This is a genomic window from Kitasatospora cathayae, assembly GCF_027627435.1.
Lineage (GTDB): Bacteria > Actinomycetota > Actinomycetes > Streptomycetales > Streptomycetaceae > Kitasatospora > Kitasatospora cathayae.
The window spans coordinates 8,505,848-8,523,842 of the sequence record NZ_CP115450.1 but is presented as its reverse complement, the minus strand read 5'-3'; the positions used below and the strand labels follow the sequence as shown (position 1 = coordinate 8,523,842).

Here is a 17,995-nt window from a genome sequence, read left to right as displayed (position 1 = left end):
GGCTTACTCCCCCTCGTCGGCGGTGGCGGTCGGGCTGGCGGGGACGTAGGCGATCGGGCCACCGGAGAGCGACGGGAGGCGGGTGCCGAGCAGCAGGCCCGCCATGCGGGCGTCCTGCGGGTCGGTGGGGGTGGCGGCGTTGGCGGGGGTGGTGAGGTCGGTCAGGTAGCCGGCCAGGCGGGCCTTGGTGAAGCGGTGGCGGCCCGTGGTGCCGGCGGTGCCGTCGGACTCCCACTCGGCCAGGCCGGTCAGCACCGCGACGACGAACCCGGCGACCGTCACCGGCAGCACGGCGCCGGCCGCGACCCGGGCCGGGTCGCAGCGCCACCAGCCGGACAGCGCGGCCAGCAGCTGCGCCTGGTCCAGCGCGGTGCCGAAGCCGATCCAGGTCCGGTCCGGTTCCTCGACCCGTGCGGGGGCGTCCGAGCGCAGCACCGCCACCTCGGGCGTGCCGAGGGCGCTCAGGTCGGCGGCGGGCCGGGCCTGCAACTGCTGGAGCGCGGCCAGCGGGAACACCTGCCGGCCGCTCTCGCGCACGCCCGGGACCACGCCGGTGGCCATCAGCTTCCTCACCGTCGGGATCGAGCACCCCAGCGCCGTCCCGGCCTGCCCGGTCGTCACGAACACACCCGCCGCCCCCTATGCCTTTCCATTCACCTTGAAATGCGATACCGACACTACGGCCCGCCACCGGCACCCGTCCACGTGCCTCTCGAGTGAGTCGTAGGAGCAAGCGGGGGCCGGCGCCGCATCATGACGGCGCCTGCGCCAGGCCGGCGGGCCGGGGCGGCCGGTCAGGGGGTTGTGAGCTGTTCCGTCGCGAGTGAGCGGGAGGAGACGACGCTCCGGTTTCGGCCGAACTGCTCGGCGAGGTCGGCGAAGCAGGCACCTTGGGCGCTGCGGGCGGCGAGGTCGGCGTCCTCTTGTGGGGTCCAGCGCTTGTAGGCGTTGGGGTGGCGGCATCGTTTCGCTTCGACGGTGCAGGCCGTTTCGGGCGCGGGCGCGGTGCCGGTGATGGTCAGCAGCGGTTGGGCGATCAGGGGGATGTCCGTGAGGAGCGGTGGGCCGGTACGGCCGGCGGGGTGCGGCGCAAGTCGGTTGTGCGGGGCCGCTGTTCGGGACTACAGGAGGACGAGGAGCTTGGTGCCGGGGACGAGCTTGCGGTTGACCGAGGTCGACTGGACGAAGACGGTGTAGGAGGGGTTCTCGCCGGGCTTGACGGTGGCTTCCGCGGTGGGCAGGCCGAGGAGTCGGCGGGCGGCGGGGCCGGAGAAGACGCGGCCGGTCATCCGGCCGGTGGCCGGGTCCTTCTCGGCGACGGCGAGTTGCTTGTTGCCCTGGATCTTCTCGCGCTTGGAGAGTTCGTAGAAGGCGCAGCCGGTCTTGTACTGGTGGCCGGCGCTGGTGACGAAGTCGCGGATGGGGGTGTGCTGGTCGACGGGGATCAGGATGTACTTGCCGGTGTCGAGGGGGTCGAGGTTGGCCTTGACGTCGGCGGTGTTGAGGTCCTGGCCCATGGCGAAGAGGTTCTTGGTGCCGCGTACGCCGTGTTCGCGGCCGCGCAGGAAGCTGGTGGCGGCGGACTTGACGGTGCCGATGGCCTCTTCGACGCCCTTGGTGGAGTCGGCGTCCCAGATCGCGATGTTGCCGGCGGGGAAGCCGTACTCCTGGGCGGTGCGCTTGGCGAGGGAGTTGGGGACCAGGATCGCGGAGGTCCAGTGCTCGGGGAGGTCGTCCATGGCGCCCTGGATGCGGTCCCGCCAGGTGCGCAGGACGGTGGCGCCCTGGCCGCCGTTCATGCGGGTGTGCATCTGGCCGGTCTGGGAGAAGCCGGAGGCGTTCTCCTCGCCGTCGGTGACGACGACCTGGAGGAAGGAGTGCTCGCCGTAGCCCTCCCAGATGTTCTTCAGGTCGTCGACGGACTTCACGGCGGCCTCGATGAGGGCGGTGGCGCCGTTGTCGACGCGGTAGAGGCCGCGCAGGGAGGGCAGGTGCTTGACGTCCATGTCCCAGACGAGGTTCTGCACTTCGTGGTCGAAGGCGTAGAGGCTGATCCGGGTTTCGTGGCCGAGGCGGTCGGACTCCTCCTGCAGGCCCTTGACGAACTCGTCGACGACGCGGATGAGTTGGGCCTGGTGCTGGCCCATCGAGCCGGACTTGTCGACGACCAGCGAGACGTGGTTGACCTTGTGCTTGATCCTGTTCGCGGACATGGGTGTGCCCCCTCTTTTCGTGCTGGCTTTTCGGAGGCTTACCGGCCGCCTTTTCGGCGCCTGCTCCGTCGTTGTTCCCAACACTAGGCGGGGGGACTGACAACGCGTCGGGCCGCGTGGATCGTCGGTCAGCGGGGTGCGCGCGGGAGGAGGAGGCAGGTGGCGGCGGCGAGGGCGGCGACGGTGGTGATGGTGAGCCAGAGGCCGGGGCCGCCGTTCAGGGCCTGGAGGAGGTGGGTGCCCGCGGCTGCGCCCAGGGGGGAGCCGATGGCTCCGGCGAGGCCGAGCAGGCCCAGGGCGCGGCCGGTGCGGCGCTGGGGGGCGGTGGTGACGGCCAGTTCGTCCAGGCTGGGGCCGATCAGCATTTCGGCGAGGGTGGCCGGCACGGTGAACAGCAGCAGGGACAGCCATCCGGCTTGCGGGAGCAGGGCGAGGTAGGCGAGGGCGAAGGCGGCGAAGCCGGCGGCGAGCAGGGTGCGCGGCGGCAGGTGGGCGAGGTGGCGGCGCAGCAGGGTGTACTGGCAGAGCAGGACGAGGGCGCCGTTGAGGGTGAAGACGACGGAGATGGCCGTGCTGGTGCCGGTGAGGGCCTTGGCGGTGAGCGGGATGAGCGTGTTGAGCTGGCTGTATATGGCCCAGTAGGCGATGGCGGCGGTGAACAGCAGGACCGGTCCGCGGCGGCCGGGGGCCGGGGTGGGTGCGGCGGCGGGGTGGGTGGTGTGCGGGGGCTGGGGCGCGGCGGGTTCGTCCTTGGCGAGGAAGGTCAGGTGGAAGCCGAGGAGGAGGTGGGAGAGGACGGCGGCGGCGAGGATGGTGTCGAAGCCGAGCGGGTAGGCGAGTGCGCCGAGGGCGGGGCCGAGGACCACGCCGACGTTGCCGAAGGTGGAGCGCAGGGCGAGCATGCCGCGGGTGTCGTCGTGTGCGGCGGCCTCGGTGACCAGGCGGGCCTTGACGGAGAGCACCAGCAGGGAGCCGCCGATGCCGACGGCCGCGATGCCGGGTGTCAGGGCCGGTCCCCCGGCGGCGATCAGCAGGTAGCCGGCGATGCGCAGGGCGAAGCCGGCGGTGGTGGTGGCGCGGGCGCCGACGCGGTCCACGAGGAGGCCGGATATCACCGAGAAGCCCTGTCCGCACAGCGAGAGCAGTGCGATGAGCAGTCCGACCCGTCCCACCGGGGTGCCGGTGGCGCTCAGGTGCAGGGCGAGCAGCGGCAGGAACATGAAGGTGGTGACGCCGGTGGCCAGGACGGTGGTGAGCAGGGCCCGTCCGGTGGCGGAGGTGCGGGACCAGGTGGAGGGGCGCGGGCGGGTCTCGGGTGAGGTGGCGGTGGACACGGAACCCCGTTACTGTCGTTTCCTGTTTTGACGGTCACGACTATGACGAAGGGATGTGTGACTGGTCAAGTGGACTTCGACAGTCACAACACCGCGATGGTGCAGGGCACGGCGGACCTGGTGAACCTCGCCACCCCGGGCCTGTCCCGCACCCGCCCCTACCAGCCCCCGCCCGACGGCGAACTGGCCGAGCGGACCAACGCCGTGCTGCGTACGGCCGACCGCCACGCCAGCGCGCTCGACGAGGTCCAGGCGGTGCGGCTGGCGGCCCTGGCCCCGCGGCTGCGGGCGGTCTTCGAGCACCTCGCGGCCGGCGACCAGGACCGCGCGGCCGGGGCCGCCAACGCCCTGCTGGCGGACCTGCGCCCGTTCCCGGTCCTGGAACGCCACCGTGACGAGCCCTGGCACCTCTACTTCCGCAGCACCCCCGGCGACGAGGCCTCCGACTGGGCCGCCCGCCTCACCCTGGGCCTCGCCACCGCCCTGGGCAGCCGCTTCGCCTCCCGGCTGGGGCTGTGCTCGGCCCCCGCCTGCGACCGGGTCTACGTCGACGTATCGCGCAACGGCACCCGGCGCTTCTGCTCCACCGCCTGCCAGAACCGCGTCAAGTCCGCCGCTCACCGCGCCCGCGCCCAGGGGGCCGAGCAGCAGGGGGGCTGACCGGGCCGGGGGGCCGGTCGGCATGACGGTCGGTCGGCGTGACCGCGCCCCGGAGGGACCGGGCCGTTCCCTCCGGGGCGCAGTGCCGTTCCCGGGCGCTACGCCGAGTGCCCGCGCTGGCGGTGGTAGTGCCGGGCGGCGCGGGCGCGGTTGCCGCAGCCGGGGCCGCACCACTCGCGGCGCGGGTGGTCCTTGACGAAGAACTGGACGCAGCCCGGCCCGTGGCAGGCCCGCAGGTCGGCGGCGAGCGGGCCGGTGAGCAGGGCGGCGGCATCGTGGGCGAGGGCGCCGAGCGCGGCGGGGACGGGGGCGCGGTCGGTGCGCCGGGTGACGGCGTACCCGGCGCCGTCGGCGACCAGGACCGGCCAGCGCGGGGCGGCGGCGGACGCCTCGTTGATCCGCTCGACCTCGTCGGCGGGGGCCGGTTCGCCGTCGACGAAGGCGCGCAGGACGGCGCGGATCGCGTCGCGCAGCGCCCGGAAGGCCGTCAGGTCGGCCTCGCCGAGCGCGGCGCCGGGGGCAGTGCCAGCGGCGTCGGGGGTGTCAGGGGTGAGCCAGGCGGTGAGGTCCTCCGGGGCGGCGAGGGTGTCGCGGACCTTGCCCCGGGTGGCGACCAGGGTGTTCGCGAACGCGACGGCGAGCGGCGGGGCGGACCCGGCCGGGGCTTTCGAAGCGGTGACGGAAACCATGACCTAATGGTAGCTCCCCCTTGCAACCATCAAGTCCGGCTGCCATGATTCTCACGGCTGAACAAGCATCAACCGTCAGAACCGACTCGGGGGCACCACCAGATGACCACCACCGCGATCGCGCCCGGCCCGCAGACGCAGGCGCACACCGGCCCGGCCGACGAGCGGCCGCCGACCCCCGTTCAGGACCCGGCCCCGCTGTGGCGCAACCGGGACTTCCTGAAGTTCTGGTCCGGCGAGACGCTGTCCCTGCTCGGCACCCAGGTCACCACCCTCGCCCTGCCGCTCACCGCCGTGATCGCCTTCGACGCCACCCCGGAACAGGTCGGGCTGCTGCGCTTCCTGCAACTGGTCCCCTACCTCGGCCTGGCCCTGCTGTTCGGCGTCCTGGTCGACCGGATGCGGCGCCGGCGCGTCATGCTGCTGGCCAACGGCGCCAGGATGGTGCTCATCGGCCTGATCCCGCTGCTGGCCGCCACCCACCACCTCGACCTGCCGGTGCTGCTCACGCTCGCCTGCGCGATCGGCGTCTTCTCCGTCCTGTTCGACGTCAGCTGGATGTCCTTCGTCCCGACCCTGGTCAAGGACCCGAAGCACTACGTCGAGGCCAACCAGAAGCTCGGCGTCACCTCCTCCACCGCCGACGTCGCCGGCCCCGGCCTGGCCGGGCTGCTGGTCGGCGCCCTGAGCGCGCCGACCGCCCTGCTGGCGGACGCCTTCTCCTACCTGGTCTCGCTCGTGACCCTGCTGACCATCCGCACCCCCGAGCCGCGCCCCGAACCCCCGGCGGAAGGGCGGCACCTCGGGCGGGAACTCGCCGAAGGACTGCGCTGGGTCTTCGGCGACCGCGTCCTGCGCCCGCTCGCCCTCGTGGCGCCGTTCTGCAACTTCTCGATGGTCTCGGTGTGGACGGTGTTCGTCCTCTACGCGGTGCGCGACCAGCACCTGACGCCCACCGAGATCGGCATCGTCTTCTCCGCCTCCTCGGTCGGCGGCCTGGTCGGCGCGGCCCTGTCCGGACGGGTCATCAAGCGGTTCCGCCTCGGCGCGGTCTACGCGGTGTCGATGACGGCGATCTTCGCGAGCCCGCTGCTGATCCCGCTCGCCCACGGCTCCAAGCCGGCCGTCATGGCCGTGTTCGTCGGCGCGTTCTTCGTCAGCTACCTGGGCCTGGGCGTGGCCGGCGTGGTGATGGTCAGCCTGCGCCAGACGCTGACCCCGCAGCCGCTCATGGGCCGGATGAACGCGGCCTTCCGCACGCTGCTGTTCGGCGGCGGCTCGCTGGGCGGCCTGCTCGGCGGCGTCATCGGCGGCGCACTGGGACTGCGCGAGGGGCTCGCCGCGATCGCCGTCGGCTCCGCCCTGATGCTCGTCCCGCTGGCCCTGTCCCCCGTCAGCCGGCTGCGCGAACTGCCCCCGCCCGCCGCCTGACCCCCGGACACCCGGACCACCGGGGTCGACCGGTCCCCTCCGGGGGGAGGGACCGGCCGACCCCGGTACGCGCGTGCGCGGTGGGCGGCGCGTGTGAGGCGGGCGGGCGCGTGCGCGGTGGGCGGCGCACCGGCGGGTAGGCGCGCCTCGCACGGAGACGGCCGGCGACCGGACGGCGACCGGCCGACGAGGAGCCCGACTCGGAGGTGGCCGCAGATGAACCCCGTCGAACGCGCCCTGCGCGCCCTCGACCACGCCCAGCAGCACCACCGTGCCGCGGGAATGGTCGTCGGCGTGATCAAGAAGTACGGGGACGACCGCGGCGGCCTGCTCGCCGCCCTGATCACCTACTACGGCTTCGTCGCCCTCATCCCGCTGCTGCTCCTGCTCAGCACCGTCCTCGGCTTCGTCCTGCACGGCCACCCGCACGCCCAGCAGGCCGTCGTCAACTCCGCCCTCACCGACTTCCCCATCATCGGCGACCAGCTGCGCCAGAACGTCCACTCCGTCCAGGGCAGCGGACTGGCCCTGGTCATCGCCGTGCTCGGCATGCTCTACGGCACCCTCGGCATCGCCCAGGTCCTCCAGCACGCCATGGCCGAGATCTGGAACGTGCCCGGCGTGGTCCGCCCCGGCTACTGGCCGCGCCTGGCCCGCAGCCTGCTGCTGTTCACCGTCCTGACCGTCGGACTGCTGCTCGCCACCTCCGCCGCCACCCTCGTCGCCGTCGCCCTCACCGGGCCGGCCGCCCGCATCGGCGCACTCGTCCTCTCCGCCCTGGTCAACACCGCCCTGTGCCTGGGCTGCTTCCGCGTCCTCACCCCGAAGAACGTCCCCACCCGCGCCCTGCTGCCCGGCTGCCTGCTCGCCGGACCCCTGTTCACCGTCCTGCAGGCCTTCGGCGCCCTCCTGGTCGCCCACCAGCTACGGCACGCCACCGCCGTCTACGGGTTCTTCGCCACCGTGATCGGCCTGCTCTCCTGGCTCTACCTGAACGCCCAGATCACCGTGTACGCCGCCGAGACCAACGTGGTCCTGCACCGGCGGCTGTGGCCGCGCAGCATCCTGCAACCACCGCTCACCGGGCCGGACCAGGAGGTCCTGTCGTCCATCGCGCGCCAGGAGGAACGCCGGCCGGAGGAGCAGGTCAGCGTCGACTTCGAGGACGAGGAGGAGGAGAGCGAGGACGGGGAGCCGCCGCCGGCCGGGTAGTCCGCCCCGGACGGCGACGGGCCCGCCGGGTGCGGGAACGCTGCACGCGGCGGGCCGTCGGGTGTGCGGGGCCTGTCGGCCGTGGGCCCTGGGCTGTGGGCCGTGGGCTATGGGCCGTGGGTCAGCGCACGGTCACGGTGACCACGGGCGAGGCGGTGTCCCCGCTGATGATGCGCAGCTCGTTCAGGCCCTTGATGCCGAGCTTCACGCCCAGGGAGTAGGAGCCGTTGCGGGCCGTGTGCACGGAGGCCGGCAGGGTGACCCACTTGCCGTGCTGCTTCTGCTGGAGGGTCACCGTGCTGCCGGCCTTGAGGCCGGTGGTGGTGCCGGTGACCCGGAACAGCTGCCAGGCCTGGACGGAGGCGGCCGACGGCTTGGCGGTGATGCCGGCGGCGGCGGACACGGTGGCGGCGGACACGGTGGCGGCGGCCGGGGCGGCCGGCACCGCCATGGCGGTGCCCGCCGCCCCGAGGAGCAGCGCGCTGAGGGTGGCGACGGCGGCCAGGCGCAGGGAGTTCCGCTTGGAGACGATCACGGGTACACCCCTTTCAGGGGGAGGTGGTCGTTCGGCCCGAAGGCACCGGGGCCGGTGCGGTTCGGGCGCTGTCTTCCATGAAGACGTCTCACCCAACGCCATCGGTTGCGTGCGGAACGTAACTGTCGCGTAACAGCGGGAGCGCCGGACCGACGTCGCGGCCGGGCGGCACCTCGCAGGTGAGGACGAGTGCCGGCAACTCCCTGGCACAGAACAGAAGTTCAATGGTCGGCGTGGCGTGGCCACCGGCAACGCCGCCAACAGCGGCACGCGCTCCGGGCTGCCCGACCCGGGAGGCCGGGGAGCCGTACGTGTCCCCGGCAGTTCGGATCCGTTCATCAGCGAGACGGCCGTCGTCCGGGAGGGCGACGTGATCCTGACGTTGAAGAAGGTGGTCGACCAGAAGCCGCTGGCGGGCGTGGAGGCCGTCCTGCCGGCCGCGGTGGCGGCGTACCGGGCGGCGGGCAGGGGCTGAAGGGGCGGGTCAGTCCTCGTCGGCGCGGGAGAGGGCGTCGGTGATCAGGCGGGTGGCGAAGTCGTGGTCGTCGCCGCAGATGCGGTTGACGTACTCGGCGAGCAGGGTGGCGGTGGCTTCCAGGGGGTTCATCTCGGCGTCGGTCCAGGGGCCGTACTGGGCGCGCCACAGGTTGGGGCTCAGGCCGCTGCCGGCGGCGATGAGCAGGCCGGCCATGGTGGGGATGACCTCAGGGCGGAAGGTCTTGGGCATCATGCGCATCGTGGCGACGAGGGTGGGCACCACGTACTCGATGACGTCCTTGCCGTGGTCCTCGCAGGCCCGGCTCAGCCAGTTCATGTACATGTAGATGAGGGTGCAGGCGCCTTCCAGCAGGGCGCCGAACTCGTCGGGGCCCATGGAGGCGGCGATGTGGTCGACCATCCGGCGGTGTTCGGGGTCGGTCCCGGTCCGGCCGTCGTAGATGGCCTTGAGCCGGGAGTCGATCACCATGAGCGCTGCGCTCACGTCGCCGGCGGGAGCGTACTGGGGGTCGCAGGGCGAGGACACGGGACTCCTCCAAGGGCGGTAGCGGGTTTCGCTGTGCCCGTTGGCCGGGCCGCTCCATGACAGCGGAGGCGGGCCCGGCCCGGTGGGGAAACCGGGCCCGTGTCACCCGGACGGGAACCCGGTGGCGGCCGCGGTGTTGACGGGGAGTCGGCTCTTCGGACGGCCGGCCGGACGGACGGGTGGCTGGATGGCTGGATGGCTGGATGGCTGGCCGTTCGGCCGGTCAGGGCTTGAGGGCGACGGCGGCGTAGAAGGAGACCTGGGCGTCGGTGACGGTGGCCGGCAGCGGGTCGGCGTCGTCGTCGGTGCCCTCGGGGTGCCAGCGGTGGGCGGGGACGATGCCCGGGTCGAGGAGGTCCAGGCCTTCGAAGAAGGTGGCGAACTCGGCCTCGGGGCGCAGCCGCAGGGAGGTGCCGGCCTGGTTGTAGATCTCCTCGACCTTGGTGGCGCCGGGCGGGTCGAGTTCGGCGGTGGCGTGGGAGAGGACCAGGGCGGAGCCGGCCGGCAGGGGGTCCAGGAGGTGCCTGACGATGGCGTGGGCCTCCTCGAGGTCGGGGACGAAGTGGAGCAGGGCGATCATCGACAGGACCACGGGGCGGGTCAGGTCGAGGGTCTGGGCGACCTGGGGGGTGGTCAGGATCGCGGCGGGGTCGCGGACGTCGCCGTGGACGTAGGCGGTGCGGCCCTGGGGGGTGCTGGTCATCAGGGCGCGGGAGTGGGCCAGGACGACGGGGTCGTTGTCGGCGTAGACGACGCGGGCGCTCGGTTCGACGGCCTGGGCGACCTCGTGGAGGTTGGGCGAGGTGGGGATGCCGGTGCCGATGTCCAGCCACTGGCGCAGGCCGCGCCGGGCCAGGGCGCGGGTGGCTCGGTGCATGAAGGTGCGGTTGGCGCGGACGGCGGTGCGCATGGTGGGGAAGGCGGTCAGGACGCGCTCGGCGGCTTCGCGGTCGACGGCGAAGTTGTCCTTGCCGCCGAGGAAGTAGTCGTACATCCGGGCGCTGTGCGGGATGTCCTGGCGTATCCGCGGCCCCGCGGGCTGCGCGGGGCCGTGCTCGGTCGCGGTCATCCGGGTTCCCCCCATGTTCGGTCCGTGTCCCTTCGTGATCACACCGGGCCGGGGCAGTCTAGCCAACTGGCGGGTGGCGGGCGGGAAGTGGGTCCGGGTCACGTTGTCCGGCGCGGCGGCCTGGTGGACCCCGCGCCTGCTGGACCGGGTCCTGCCGCGCATCGACGCCGAGGGCGGGGCTCGGGCGGGCGGCGGTAGGCGGGCGTCGGGCGCGGGGTTGCCAGGTGTTGCTAGCCGGAGTGGGCCGGTGAGCCCGCCCGGTCGCCGGTCGTGTCGCCGCCGGCGGCGGTCGCGTGCCGGGTGAGCAGCGTGCGCAGCGCGGCGGGGTCGCCGGTGCCGCGCTTGGCGAGGATGAGCAGGCAGGAGCCGCTGCGGTTCAGTACCAGGAACAGGTGCTCCGTCTCGATGAAGCGCGGCGTCGCGGCCCAGGTCCGGGTCTGGGTGCCGCACCGGTCGGTGACGCTCACCCCGGTGGCGTCGACCACCACGGTGCGGGCCCCGCCGCGCCGAACCACCCGCCGACGGGCCGAGGCGGCCTGCAGCCGCGGGGCGAACACCGCCAGCGCCACCAGCGCGGCCGCCGTCACCGCGTCCGCCGCGTCCGCCCGGCCGTCCGCCAGTTTCAGCGCGCCGCCGAGCAGGGCGACGGCCGCCGGGGCGAACAGGGCGATGCGCACCAGCCGGCCCACGGTGGTGTGCCGTGCCTGGGCCGCCAAGGCCTCGCGGAAGTCCTCGCCCGTCGGCGTGTACGCCAGCTCCATCCGGTCCCGGTCCACCGCTGCTCCCTTGATCCACTTTTCGGTGCGGCGGATGCTAGCAAAGGGTTCGCAAACCGGTGCGCCAGCCCCCCGGTTCCTCTTCGTCCGCGCCCTGCCGGCAGACCAGCGGGAGCGAATCGACTACGGTCAGCCGTCCGTGGTCCGGACCGGGCTGTCCCGGCCGGGGTGCGGACGGGTCCGGCCCGGCAGGGAGCCGAGAGGAAGGGGCGCGAGGTGGCCGCGGGAAGTGTGTTCCGGGGTGAGGGGGTGTCCGCGAAGGAGCGGTTCGACTGCTGGCGGGAGCTGATCGGGCGCACCAGGGCCAGCGAGATGACCAGTGCCCACGCCGACGACTTCCGGGCGGAGATGCGGCGCCTGGAGCTGGGGCCGGTGACGCTGCTGAGGTCCTCGTTCCCGCCCACCCGGTTCCGGCGCACCGCCGCGATGGTGCGGCGCTCGGACCCGGGGGTGTACCACCTGACGATGCCGCTCGGCGGCGGGCTGTCGCTGACGCGTGGCGCCGAGGAGGGGACCCGGATGTTCGGGCCCGGTGACCTGTACCTGGTCGACAGCTCGCACCCGTACGACGTGCGGGCCGTCGGTGTGCGCGCCGGCGGCCGCCGGGAGCAGCGGACCGAGGCCGTGGGCGTCGACTTCCCGGTGTCGCTGCTGCCGTTGCCGCCGCAGCGGCTGCGCGGTCTGCTGGGGCGGGGGTTCTCGGCGCGGGAGGGCACGTGTGCGCTGTTGTCGGAGTTCCTGGTCGGTCTGGACCGGCAGGCCGCCGTCCTGGGGCCGGCCGAGGCGCCCCGGCTGGGGACGGTCGTGGTGGATCTGGTGGCCGCCTGGCTGGCCCGGGAGCTGGACGCGGAGGCGGTCCTGCCGGACGACGCCCGGCGGCGGGCGCTGGCGCAGAGCGTGCGGGCCTTCGTCCGGCGTCATCTGCACGATCCCGAGTTGTCGCCTTCGACGATCGCCGCCGCGCACCACGTTTCGGTCAGCCATCTGCACCGGGTGTTCACCCAGCAGTCGCGGGACGGCGTGACGCTGGCCGCGTGGATCCGCGGCCAGCGGCTGGAGCGGGCGCGCCGTGACCTCGCCGACCCGGCGCTGCGCGCCCTGCCGGTCCACGCCGTCGCCGCGCGCTGGGGCATCCCGCGGGCCTCCGACTTCAGCCGTTCGTTCCGGGCCGTGTACGGGCTCTCGCCGCGCGAGCACCGGCAGCGGGCGCTGGCCGTCGATGTGAACGGCGAGGGCGGCGCGTAGACGCAGAGCCAAGGAAGTGGCGACGCAGTGACAACACGGCGGGGCGCCGGCCTGGCATCCTCCACGAGGAACACCGCGGTGCGCCCGGGCCTGCCGGCCCGGGCACGGCAGAACCGCCGGTGGCCCGGCACGCCACGGGGGAGCGTGCCGGGCCGCCGGAGGCGTCCTGCTAGTTGCGGTAGCGGAAGCGGATCCGGCCGCGGGTGAGGTCGTAGGGGCTGAGCTCCACGAGTACCCGGTCGTGCGGGAGGATCTTGATGTGGTTCTTCCGGACCTTCCCGCTGATGTGGGCGAGCACGATGTGCCCGTTCGGGAGCTCCACCTTGAAGTTGGCGTTGCGCAGGCACTCGATGACGGTGCCTTCGGCTTCGATGCCGTTCGTCGTCTTGGTCATGGTCCTTCACCTCTTGGTTCGATGACGTTGTGGGCCGGGGCGCGTCAGCGGCGGACGAGTTCCAGGGTGCTGTCCGCGTGTCGGGCGCCGATGCCCTCGAGGAGTGCGGTGGCGGCCGTGTTGGACTCGGCCACCTCGGCCCAGGCGGCGGTGGTGCCGTCGCGGTGCAGTGCTTCCAGTGCGTGGGCCAGCAGGGCCCGGGCGATGCCGTGGCGGTGCAGTTCGGCGCGTACGGCGATCAGGCCGATGCGCGGCCGGCGGGGCGGTGAGACCCGGATCAGCCCCACGTACCGGTCGTGCTGTCGGGCCACCGCGTACTGCGCGGGGTCGACGACGAGGGTCCCCGCCGGGCGGGGCAGTACCTGAGCCGGGATCGACTGCCAGCCTGCGCAGGCCTCGACCTCGTCGTGGATGACGCGTTCCAGGGCGCGCAGCGGGCCCTGTTCGGCCTGGGCGGCGGGCACGATCGTCACGCCCGCCGGGGGCCGCGCCGGGAGGAGTCCGGTGACCTGCGGGTCGGTGGGCACCAGGTAACCCTGGTCGCGGCGCGCGGTCGTGAAGCCGGCCCGCTGCCAGGCGGACGCCGTGGCGTGGTCGCTCTCGTCGACCAGGGTGTGCAGCGGGGCCGGCAGGTCGGCCAGCATGGCGTGGGCGATCCGGTCGAAGACCGTGTCGTGCCAGGCGTCGATGCTGACGAACAGCCGCCCGTCGGGCCGGCGCGAGGCGTCGCCGCGGCCGACCACCTGGTCGGCCTGCACGGCGTGCCACTCGGTGTCCGAGACCCGGGTGAGCGTCAGGGCGCGGTGGGTGGTGTCCCGTTCGTTCGGGACGTGGTGCGATGAGTTCATGGTGTTGCCTTTCGGGAGTTACCTGGTCTGAGGCGCTCCCGGGCGACACCAACGTCAATCGCCCACCGTGACGACAAGGGAGAGCACCCACACGGATACCGCCTTCATGGGTGTCACCTCCTCGCTCTTCTCTCACGGCTGAGCCGACCGTAGCAGCCAACAGCACGCCGGCCCAACCCATTTACGGTGGTCGGCCAGGCTGCCGTCGACGAGTTCGAAGCGGTCGGCGCCGCCGGGCCTGCCGAAGGCCTGGACCCGCAAGCCGTACTGGTCGGTCCACAGGTACGGGACCGGCGCGTAGGCCTGCCGGGTGCCGTCCGGGCCGGCCAGCAGGTTCCGGGCGGCGTGCTGGGCCTGTTCGGTGGCGTTGGTGCGCTGTTCGAGACGGCGGCGCCGGCCGGTGCGCGGGTCGGGCCAGCAGGCGGCGTCGCCGGCCGCCCAGACGCCGGGTCCGGCGGCGCAGTGGGCGTCGCAGGCCACGCCGTCGGCCAGCGGCACCCCGCTGCCGGCCAGCCATTCGGTGGCGGGCTCGGATCCGATCGCCATCAGGACGGCGTCGGCGGCCAGTTCGGAGCCGTCGGCCAGCCGCACGCCGGCGGCCCGGCCGCGCCTTTGCAGCACCGCGCGGGCCGTGCCCCGGTGGATCCGCACCCCGTGCGCGCGGTGCAGGCCGGTCAGCAGCGCGGCCGTCTCGGCGCCCAGGACGGCGGCCAGTGGTGCGGCGGCGGCCACCAGCCAGGTCACCCCGGCCGCTGACCAGTGCGCTGGACGGGGTGGCGGAGCCGGACGTCGCCGCGACGGTGGGCGTGCTGCGGCACCTGATCGAGCGGTACGTGCACCGGGTGCGCAGCACGATGCTGTCGGAGGAGGACGGCGCCGCTCCCCCGGCGGGCGGGGCGGCGGATGGGGACGGTTGCGCGGTGCGCGACGCCGTGGAGCCCTGAACGCCCCCACCGCCAGGGGGCGGTGGGGGCGTTGTGTCCTACCTGGTCCAGTGCCCGGGCCCCTCCCCCAACCCGCACGTCGCCCTGGTGCGCGAGCACCTGCTGGCGGCGGCGCGGGAGTGGTGAAGGCGGGGCGGGCGTCAGGCGGAACGGGCCCGGGCTTGGGACAGGGTGATCCAACCCCGGGTGGGGTCGACTTCGGTGATCATCACGGTGAGGAGCTCACCGGCCCGGACCGCGCCCGCGGCCGGCTGGACGAGTTCGGCGGTGGGGACCAGGCCGACCAGTCCGTCCGGCCGGTCCTCGATGCGGACGAGGACGCCGGAGCCGGTGGTCCCGGTGACCACGGCGGTCACGATCCGGCCGCGACGAAGGGTCCGCAGGAAGGACCAGTCCCGGTCGGCCGGGGTCGGTTCGGTGCGCCACCGGGCTCGCAGGACGCCGTCAGGGTCGGGCAGCACGGCGGTGAACAGTGGGCTGCGCTCGCCGGTGTACACCGACAGGACGGCGGCCGCCCGGGCCTGGGACAGTTCGGCGGCCCGCGACCTGAACTCCTCCGGGTCGTCGACCTCGCTGATGATCCGGCCGTCGTGGCCCTCCCGGACGAACTCGACCAGGCCCTCCTCGGGAAGGCCGGTGAGCACTGCCGCGACGTCGGTGGACAGGTCCGGCCAGACGGCGAGCCGGGCGCGCGGCGCCAGCCTGGCGCGCACCGCGTCGATCGCTCCCCCGTCGAGCCGGTGCCAGCGGGAGGCGTTGTCGATGTGCATCTCCTCCAGCAGCGCCGCCCGGCCAGTCGCCACGCACCGGCGCAGCCAGGACCAGAAGTGGTCATCGGCGGGGCGCTGCTCGCCCGGCTCGTCGAACTCGGCCTCGTACGGGGAAGCGTCCAACGGCTCCGGGTGCAGGCCCAGTTCGCGGGTGCGCGCCACCGCGGCCGGGCAGGGCGCGCTGCTGCTGACGTAGACGTACTGGTCCCAGCCGACGTGCACGGCGAAGCCGGGCTCGGGGAAGGCGTCAGGCTCGCTCTCCAGGCGGCACCAGGCGCCGCTGTCGCGGAGCATGGCCCGTACCAGTTCCAGGCCGACCGCGACCGGCACCCGGGCGCCGTCGTGGAAGCCGGTCAGGTCGGGCGGGAAGAGCCCCGCGAGGCCGCCGCCCTCGACCGGCGGCTCCAGGCCGAAGTGGGCGAAGCCGGGCGGGGCCTGGGGCTCGCGGATCGACAGGTGCCGCACACCGCTCTCCTTCGCGAAGGCGGCGACGGCCTCCAGGTAGGCGGCCTCGACCGGCCCGTGGTCGCTGACCGCCTCCTGCGGCCCCGTGTACACGCCCCGCTCGTCGCGGTCGGCGGGGTCGTACTTGGTGATCCGGTACACGTGGGGCAACTACCTTGCCGCCGGCACGAAGAACGGAGGATCCACCAGGTCTCCGATCGAGAATTCCTCGAGCTGGACGTCCGCAACGACCTTCCAGAGGAACTCAGACATCGAGAAGTCGAACTCGGACCATCCGCCGTACTCCGGCTGAGCGAGCACACGCCACTGGCCCGGATCTTCGTTGCTGGCATCCCAGAAGAAGGAAGAACCGCGAACGGAGATACCCCACTGGATCAGCCCTCCCTGCCCTGGCATGAAGATCCGGTATGGGGCGTACGGGTCGAAATCCGAAGGCCTCGGGATGGACCGCAGTTCCGAGTTGCACCCCACCAGCGAATCCCCGCCGTCCGGATGGAGGAGGTCGAGATAGCCACTGAACTGCCCCGGCCCGAACGTCTCGCAGAGCAGCTTGTAGTCGCCAGGAAGCGCCACGCCGAAATCGTCTTCCACAGCAGCCCAGTCAATCACCAGCCCGAGGGGCTGCCATCCGACGGCCTGAACGATCCGATCCACCCACAACATCCGAAAAACATCCTATTGCCAGCACCTATGGAGTACCCCTGGGGCGATTCTCGAGAACAACAGTATCGGTGTCGCCGAGCGACGGTCAGCGTGCTGTGCCACCTGATCGAGCGCTACGTGCAACGGGTGCGGGGCTCGATGCTCTCGGAGGACGACGCCGGCTGCGCTCCCCCGGCGCCGGCCCGCGAGGGCACGCCGACGCCGGGGGCGCGCTGCGCGACGCCGTCGAGTCCTGAGCTTCCTGGTCCACGTACCCCAAGCCGACGCTACCGAGAGGATCACCCAGCGAGTGGCTCAGGGCCCCAGAGATCCGTTCCGGTGCCCCGGTATCTCCTGATGTCGCGAGAGCGGTTGAAGCGCGACCCCGAATACCTGAGATCCGGGATCCAGAACTGCGGAATTTCTTGCCGGACGTACCGGCACAGCAGATCCACCATGCCGCAGTCGAACCGCATCCACGCCTCCGGGCCGGACCAGTGGCGACGCCACAGGACAGTCGTCCAGTCGTTGGGGTCGTCGCCATCGGCGTACCAGCACAGCAGGTCGGAGTCCGTCGTCAAACCCCATCCGATCAGAAGGTCGGGGTCGGAGAACCCTTCTTCCTCTCCGGTGAACTGAGCGTCGTCGGTCACCCCCTTCACCGTGGCACTGAGGTCGTTCGGGTAGGCCTCCGGAATCGGGGGGACCACGGACAAGAAGTTGTCGAACACGCCCTCCCCGTAGACCCCCATGAACTCCTTGTAGTCGTCGGGAATTCCGTGATCGTATTCGATCGTAACCCGACCCCAGTCGATGGAACTCCCGCCCCCCGAAGGAGCGGCGACCAGGGCCGTCAACCTGTCGACAGCCCTACGCCCGTCACTGCCGTCAAAACTCCCAGCTGCTGCCATCCCAGAATCCCTCACTTGATCACGTCACCGAGATTGACGCCACCCACACCGTCTCGCCCTCCACTGGCCCTGGACCGACCTGATCACCAGCGCGTTCGCCCGCCTGTACGCCCTATCGGACCCTGACTGACCAGTCACAACGCCCTGCCCCAACGAGCACCCCACCAGCCCGGAGCAGTGGAACCCGGCGAATACCCGGCACGACAGCCGGTCCGCTGGCCTGCCCGCCACCCACCCGACAAGCCGAAACGGCCCACCGGATAGACCGACGGACCGTCACGAAAGATCGAGGTTAGTACTAGGTTAGTACTGCACTGGGGAGAAGGACAGTACATCAAGCTTGTCGCCGATGTACATCGATCCCATTTCAGGATCCTTCATCATCCTCCACAGGAATTCCGGGACGGACATCCGATAGGTGAGCCACGATTCCTCACCTTCCTCCTTCACGATAATTTCCCATTCATCAGGGTCATTGACACAGGTCCGCCAGAAGAAACTGTCACCGACTTCAGAGGAACCCCATTGAAGCAATCCCCCTGGCCTTGGATAGACACCGTAGGGTTCAAAGAATTCAGCAATCCATGGATTATCTGCCGCCTGATCAGCCAGATGCAGAGCCCTCTCGACAATTCCCTGCGGATGATCAGAGAAATCCGGAGCATAGACATCGATGAAGCCACAGAATTCGCCACGCCCAAATACTTCAGCATACTCCTTATATGCCCCCGGAAGACCGATCCCGAGCGCACCTTCAACAGAATCCCATGCGATCTGTGATTGCGGACCGCGCCATCCCACCGCATCCACCAAATTCGTCAACCACAGCATCA

At 72.1% G+C, this 17,995-nt stretch carries 21 protein-coding genes; 6 read left to right on the top strand and 15 right to left on the bottom strand.

Features of this window, described 5'->3' with window-relative positions; translation table 11 throughout:
- Positions 1 to 3: 3 nt before the first annotated feature.
- From O1G21_RS38145 to O1G21_RS38135, 3 genes are all read right to left on the bottom strand, one after another.
- Positions 4 to 621 (bottom strand): MerR family transcriptional regulator, encoded by a 618-nt coding sequence (locus tag O1G21_RS38145; protein ID WP_270150311.1) that lies wholly within the window; start codon positions 619 to 621, stop codon positions 4 to 6.
- A gap of 500 nt (positions 622 to 1,121) precedes the next feature.
- Positions 1,122 to 2,213 carry a vWA domain-containing protein gene (locus O1G21_RS38140; RefSeq protein ID WP_270150309.1) on the bottom strand — a complete coding sequence of 364 codons (1,092 nt, stop codon included), beginning with the start codon at positions 2,211 to 2,213 and terminating at the stop codon, positions 1,122 to 1,124.
- A gap of 128 nt (positions 2,214 to 2,341) precedes the next feature.
- Positions 2,342 to 3,547 carry an MFS transporter gene (locus O1G21_RS38135; protein WP_270150308.1) on the bottom strand — a complete coding sequence of 402 codons (1,206 nt, stop codon included), beginning with the start codon at positions 3,545 to 3,547 and terminating at the stop codon, positions 2,342 to 2,344.
- Between the two features lie 69 nt (positions 3,548 to 3,616).
- Here O1G21_RS38135 and O1G21_RS38130 point away from each other — a divergent pair, with 69 nt between their 5' ends.
- Entirely contained in the window at positions 3,617 to 4,207 is a 591-nt protein-coding gene (locus O1G21_RS38130) for a CGNR zinc finger domain-containing protein (protein WP_270150307.1), read from the top strand.
- A 98-nt stretch (positions 4,208 to 4,305) separates the two neighbouring features.
- Here O1G21_RS38130 and O1G21_RS38125 read toward each other — a convergent pair whose 3' ends face one another.
- A complete protein-coding gene (locus O1G21_RS38125; RefSeq protein WP_270150306.1) occupies positions 4,306 to 4,896 on the bottom strand; it encodes a CGNR zinc finger domain-containing protein in 591 nt (196 codons plus the stop codon).
- Between the two features lie 102 nt (positions 4,897 to 4,998).
- Here O1G21_RS38125 and O1G21_RS38120 point away from each other — a divergent pair, with 102 nt between their 5' ends.
- Both O1G21_RS38120 and O1G21_RS38115 read left to right on the top strand, forming a co-directional pair.
- Positions 4,999 to 6,327, top strand: a complete 1,329-nt coding sequence (locus tag O1G21_RS38120) for an MFS transporter (RefSeq protein ID WP_270150305.1) — start codon at positions 4,999 to 5,001, stop codon at positions 6,325 to 6,327.
- A 216-nt stretch (positions 6,328 to 6,543) separates the two neighbouring features.
- Positions 6,544 to 7,539, top strand: a complete 996-nt coding sequence (locus O1G21_RS38115) for a YihY/virulence factor BrkB family protein (protein ID WP_270150303.1) — start codon at positions 6,544 to 6,546, stop codon at positions 7,537 to 7,539.
- A 121-nt stretch (positions 7,540 to 7,660) separates the two neighbouring features.
- Here the strand turns inward: O1G21_RS38115 and O1G21_RS38110 are convergent, their stop codons facing one another.
- Positions 7,661 to 8,074: a hypothetical protein gene (locus O1G21_RS38110; RefSeq protein WP_270150302.1), complete on the bottom strand. Its 414-nt coding sequence runs from the start codon at positions 8,072 to 8,074 to the stop codon at positions 7,661 to 7,663.
- A 238-nt stretch (positions 8,075 to 8,312) separates the two neighbouring features.
- Here O1G21_RS38110 and O1G21_RS38105 point away from each other — a divergent pair, with 238 nt between their 5' ends.
- A complete protein-coding gene (locus O1G21_RS38105; protein WP_270150299.1) occupies positions 8,313 to 8,549 on the top strand; it encodes a hypothetical protein in 237 nt (78 codons plus the stop codon).
- Between the two features lie 9 nt (positions 8,550 to 8,558).
- On the opposite strand, the gene O1G21_RS38100 is transcribed toward O1G21_RS38105, so the two are convergent.
- From O1G21_RS38100 to O1G21_RS38090, 3 genes are all read right to left on the bottom strand, one after another.
- Positions 8,559 to 9,098: a hypothetical protein gene (locus O1G21_RS38100; RefSeq protein WP_270150298.1), complete on the bottom strand. Its 540-nt coding sequence runs from the start codon at positions 9,096 to 9,098 to the stop codon at positions 8,559 to 8,561.
- Between the two features lie 223 nt (positions 9,099 to 9,321).
- Positions 9,322 to 10,167, bottom strand: a complete 846-nt coding sequence (locus O1G21_RS38095) for an SAM-dependent methyltransferase (protein ID WP_270150296.1) — start codon at positions 10,165 to 10,167, stop codon at positions 9,322 to 9,324.
- Between the two features lie 230 nt (positions 10,168 to 10,397).
- A complete protein-coding gene (locus O1G21_RS38090; protein ID WP_270150295.1) occupies positions 10,398 to 10,943 on the bottom strand; it encodes a hypothetical protein in 546 nt (181 codons plus the stop codon).
- A 216-nt stretch (positions 10,944 to 11,159) separates the two neighbouring features.
- On the opposite strand from O1G21_RS38090, the gene O1G21_RS38085 reads away from it, so the two are divergent.
- The gene (locus O1G21_RS38085) at positions 11,160 to 12,188 is read left to right on the top strand and encodes an AraC-like ligand-binding domain-containing protein (RefSeq protein ID WP_405000771.1); all 1,029 of its coding nucleotides are present in this window, start codon (positions 11,160 to 11,162) and stop codon (positions 12,186 to 12,188) included.
- A gap of 169 nt (positions 12,189 to 12,357) precedes the next feature.
- On the opposite strand, the gene infA is transcribed toward O1G21_RS38085, so the two are convergent.
- The 3 genes from infA to O1G21_RS38070 form a co-directional block, all read right to left on the bottom strand.
- Complete coding sequence (gene infA / locus O1G21_RS38080; protein WP_270150291.1) at positions 12,358 to 12,582, bottom strand: translation initiation factor IF-1; 225 nt, start codon at positions 12,580 to 12,582, stop codon at positions 12,358 to 12,360.
- Between the two features lie 44 nt (positions 12,583 to 12,626).
- On the bottom strand, positions 12,627 to 13,430 hold the full coding sequence (locus O1G21_RS38075) for a GNAT family N-acetyltransferase (protein WP_270150289.1): 804 nt from the start codon (positions 13,428 to 13,430) through the stop codon (positions 12,627 to 12,629).
- Positions 13,431 to 13,562: 132 nt separating this feature from the next.
- Positions 13,563 to 14,174, bottom strand: coding sequence for an FAD-dependent oxidoreductase (locus tag O1G21_RS38070; RefSeq protein ID WP_270150288.1), 612 nt, complete (start codon positions 14,172 to 14,174; stop codon positions 13,563 to 13,565).
- 29 nt (positions 14,175 to 14,203) lie between these two features.
- Here O1G21_RS38070 and O1G21_RS38065 point away from each other — a divergent pair, with 29 nt between their 5' ends.
- Entirely contained in the window at positions 14,204 to 14,374 is a 171-nt protein-coding gene (locus O1G21_RS38065) for a hypothetical protein (RefSeq protein ID WP_270150286.1), read from the top strand.
- Positions 14,375 to 14,514: 140 nt separating this feature from the next.
- Here the strand turns inward: O1G21_RS38065 and O1G21_RS38060 are convergent, their stop codons facing one another.
- The 4 genes from O1G21_RS38060 to O1G21_RS38045 form a co-directional block, all read right to left on the bottom strand.
- On the bottom strand, positions 14,515 to 15,750 hold the full coding sequence (locus O1G21_RS38060; RefSeq protein WP_270150284.1) for a S1 domain-containing protein: 1,236 nt from the start codon (positions 15,748 to 15,750) through the stop codon (positions 14,515 to 14,517).
- A 9-nt stretch (positions 15,751 to 15,759) separates the two neighbouring features.
- Positions 15,760 to 16,263, bottom strand: coding sequence for an SMI1/KNR4 family protein (locus O1G21_RS38055; protein ID WP_270150282.1), 504 nt, complete (start codon positions 16,261 to 16,263; stop codon positions 15,760 to 15,762).
- Between the two features lie 287 nt (positions 16,264 to 16,550).
- Positions 16,551 to 17,162 carry a hypothetical protein gene (locus tag O1G21_RS38050; RefSeq protein WP_270150281.1) on the bottom strand — a complete coding sequence of 204 codons (612 nt, stop codon included), beginning with the start codon at positions 17,160 to 17,162 and terminating at the stop codon, positions 16,551 to 16,553.
- 303 nt (positions 17,163 to 17,465) lie between these two features.
- A complete protein-coding gene (locus tag O1G21_RS38045; RefSeq protein WP_270150278.1) occupies positions 17,466 to 17,993 on the bottom strand; it encodes an SMI1/KNR4 family protein in 528 nt (175 codons plus the stop codon).
- Between the last annotated feature and the right edge of the window lie 2 nt (positions 17,994 to 17,995).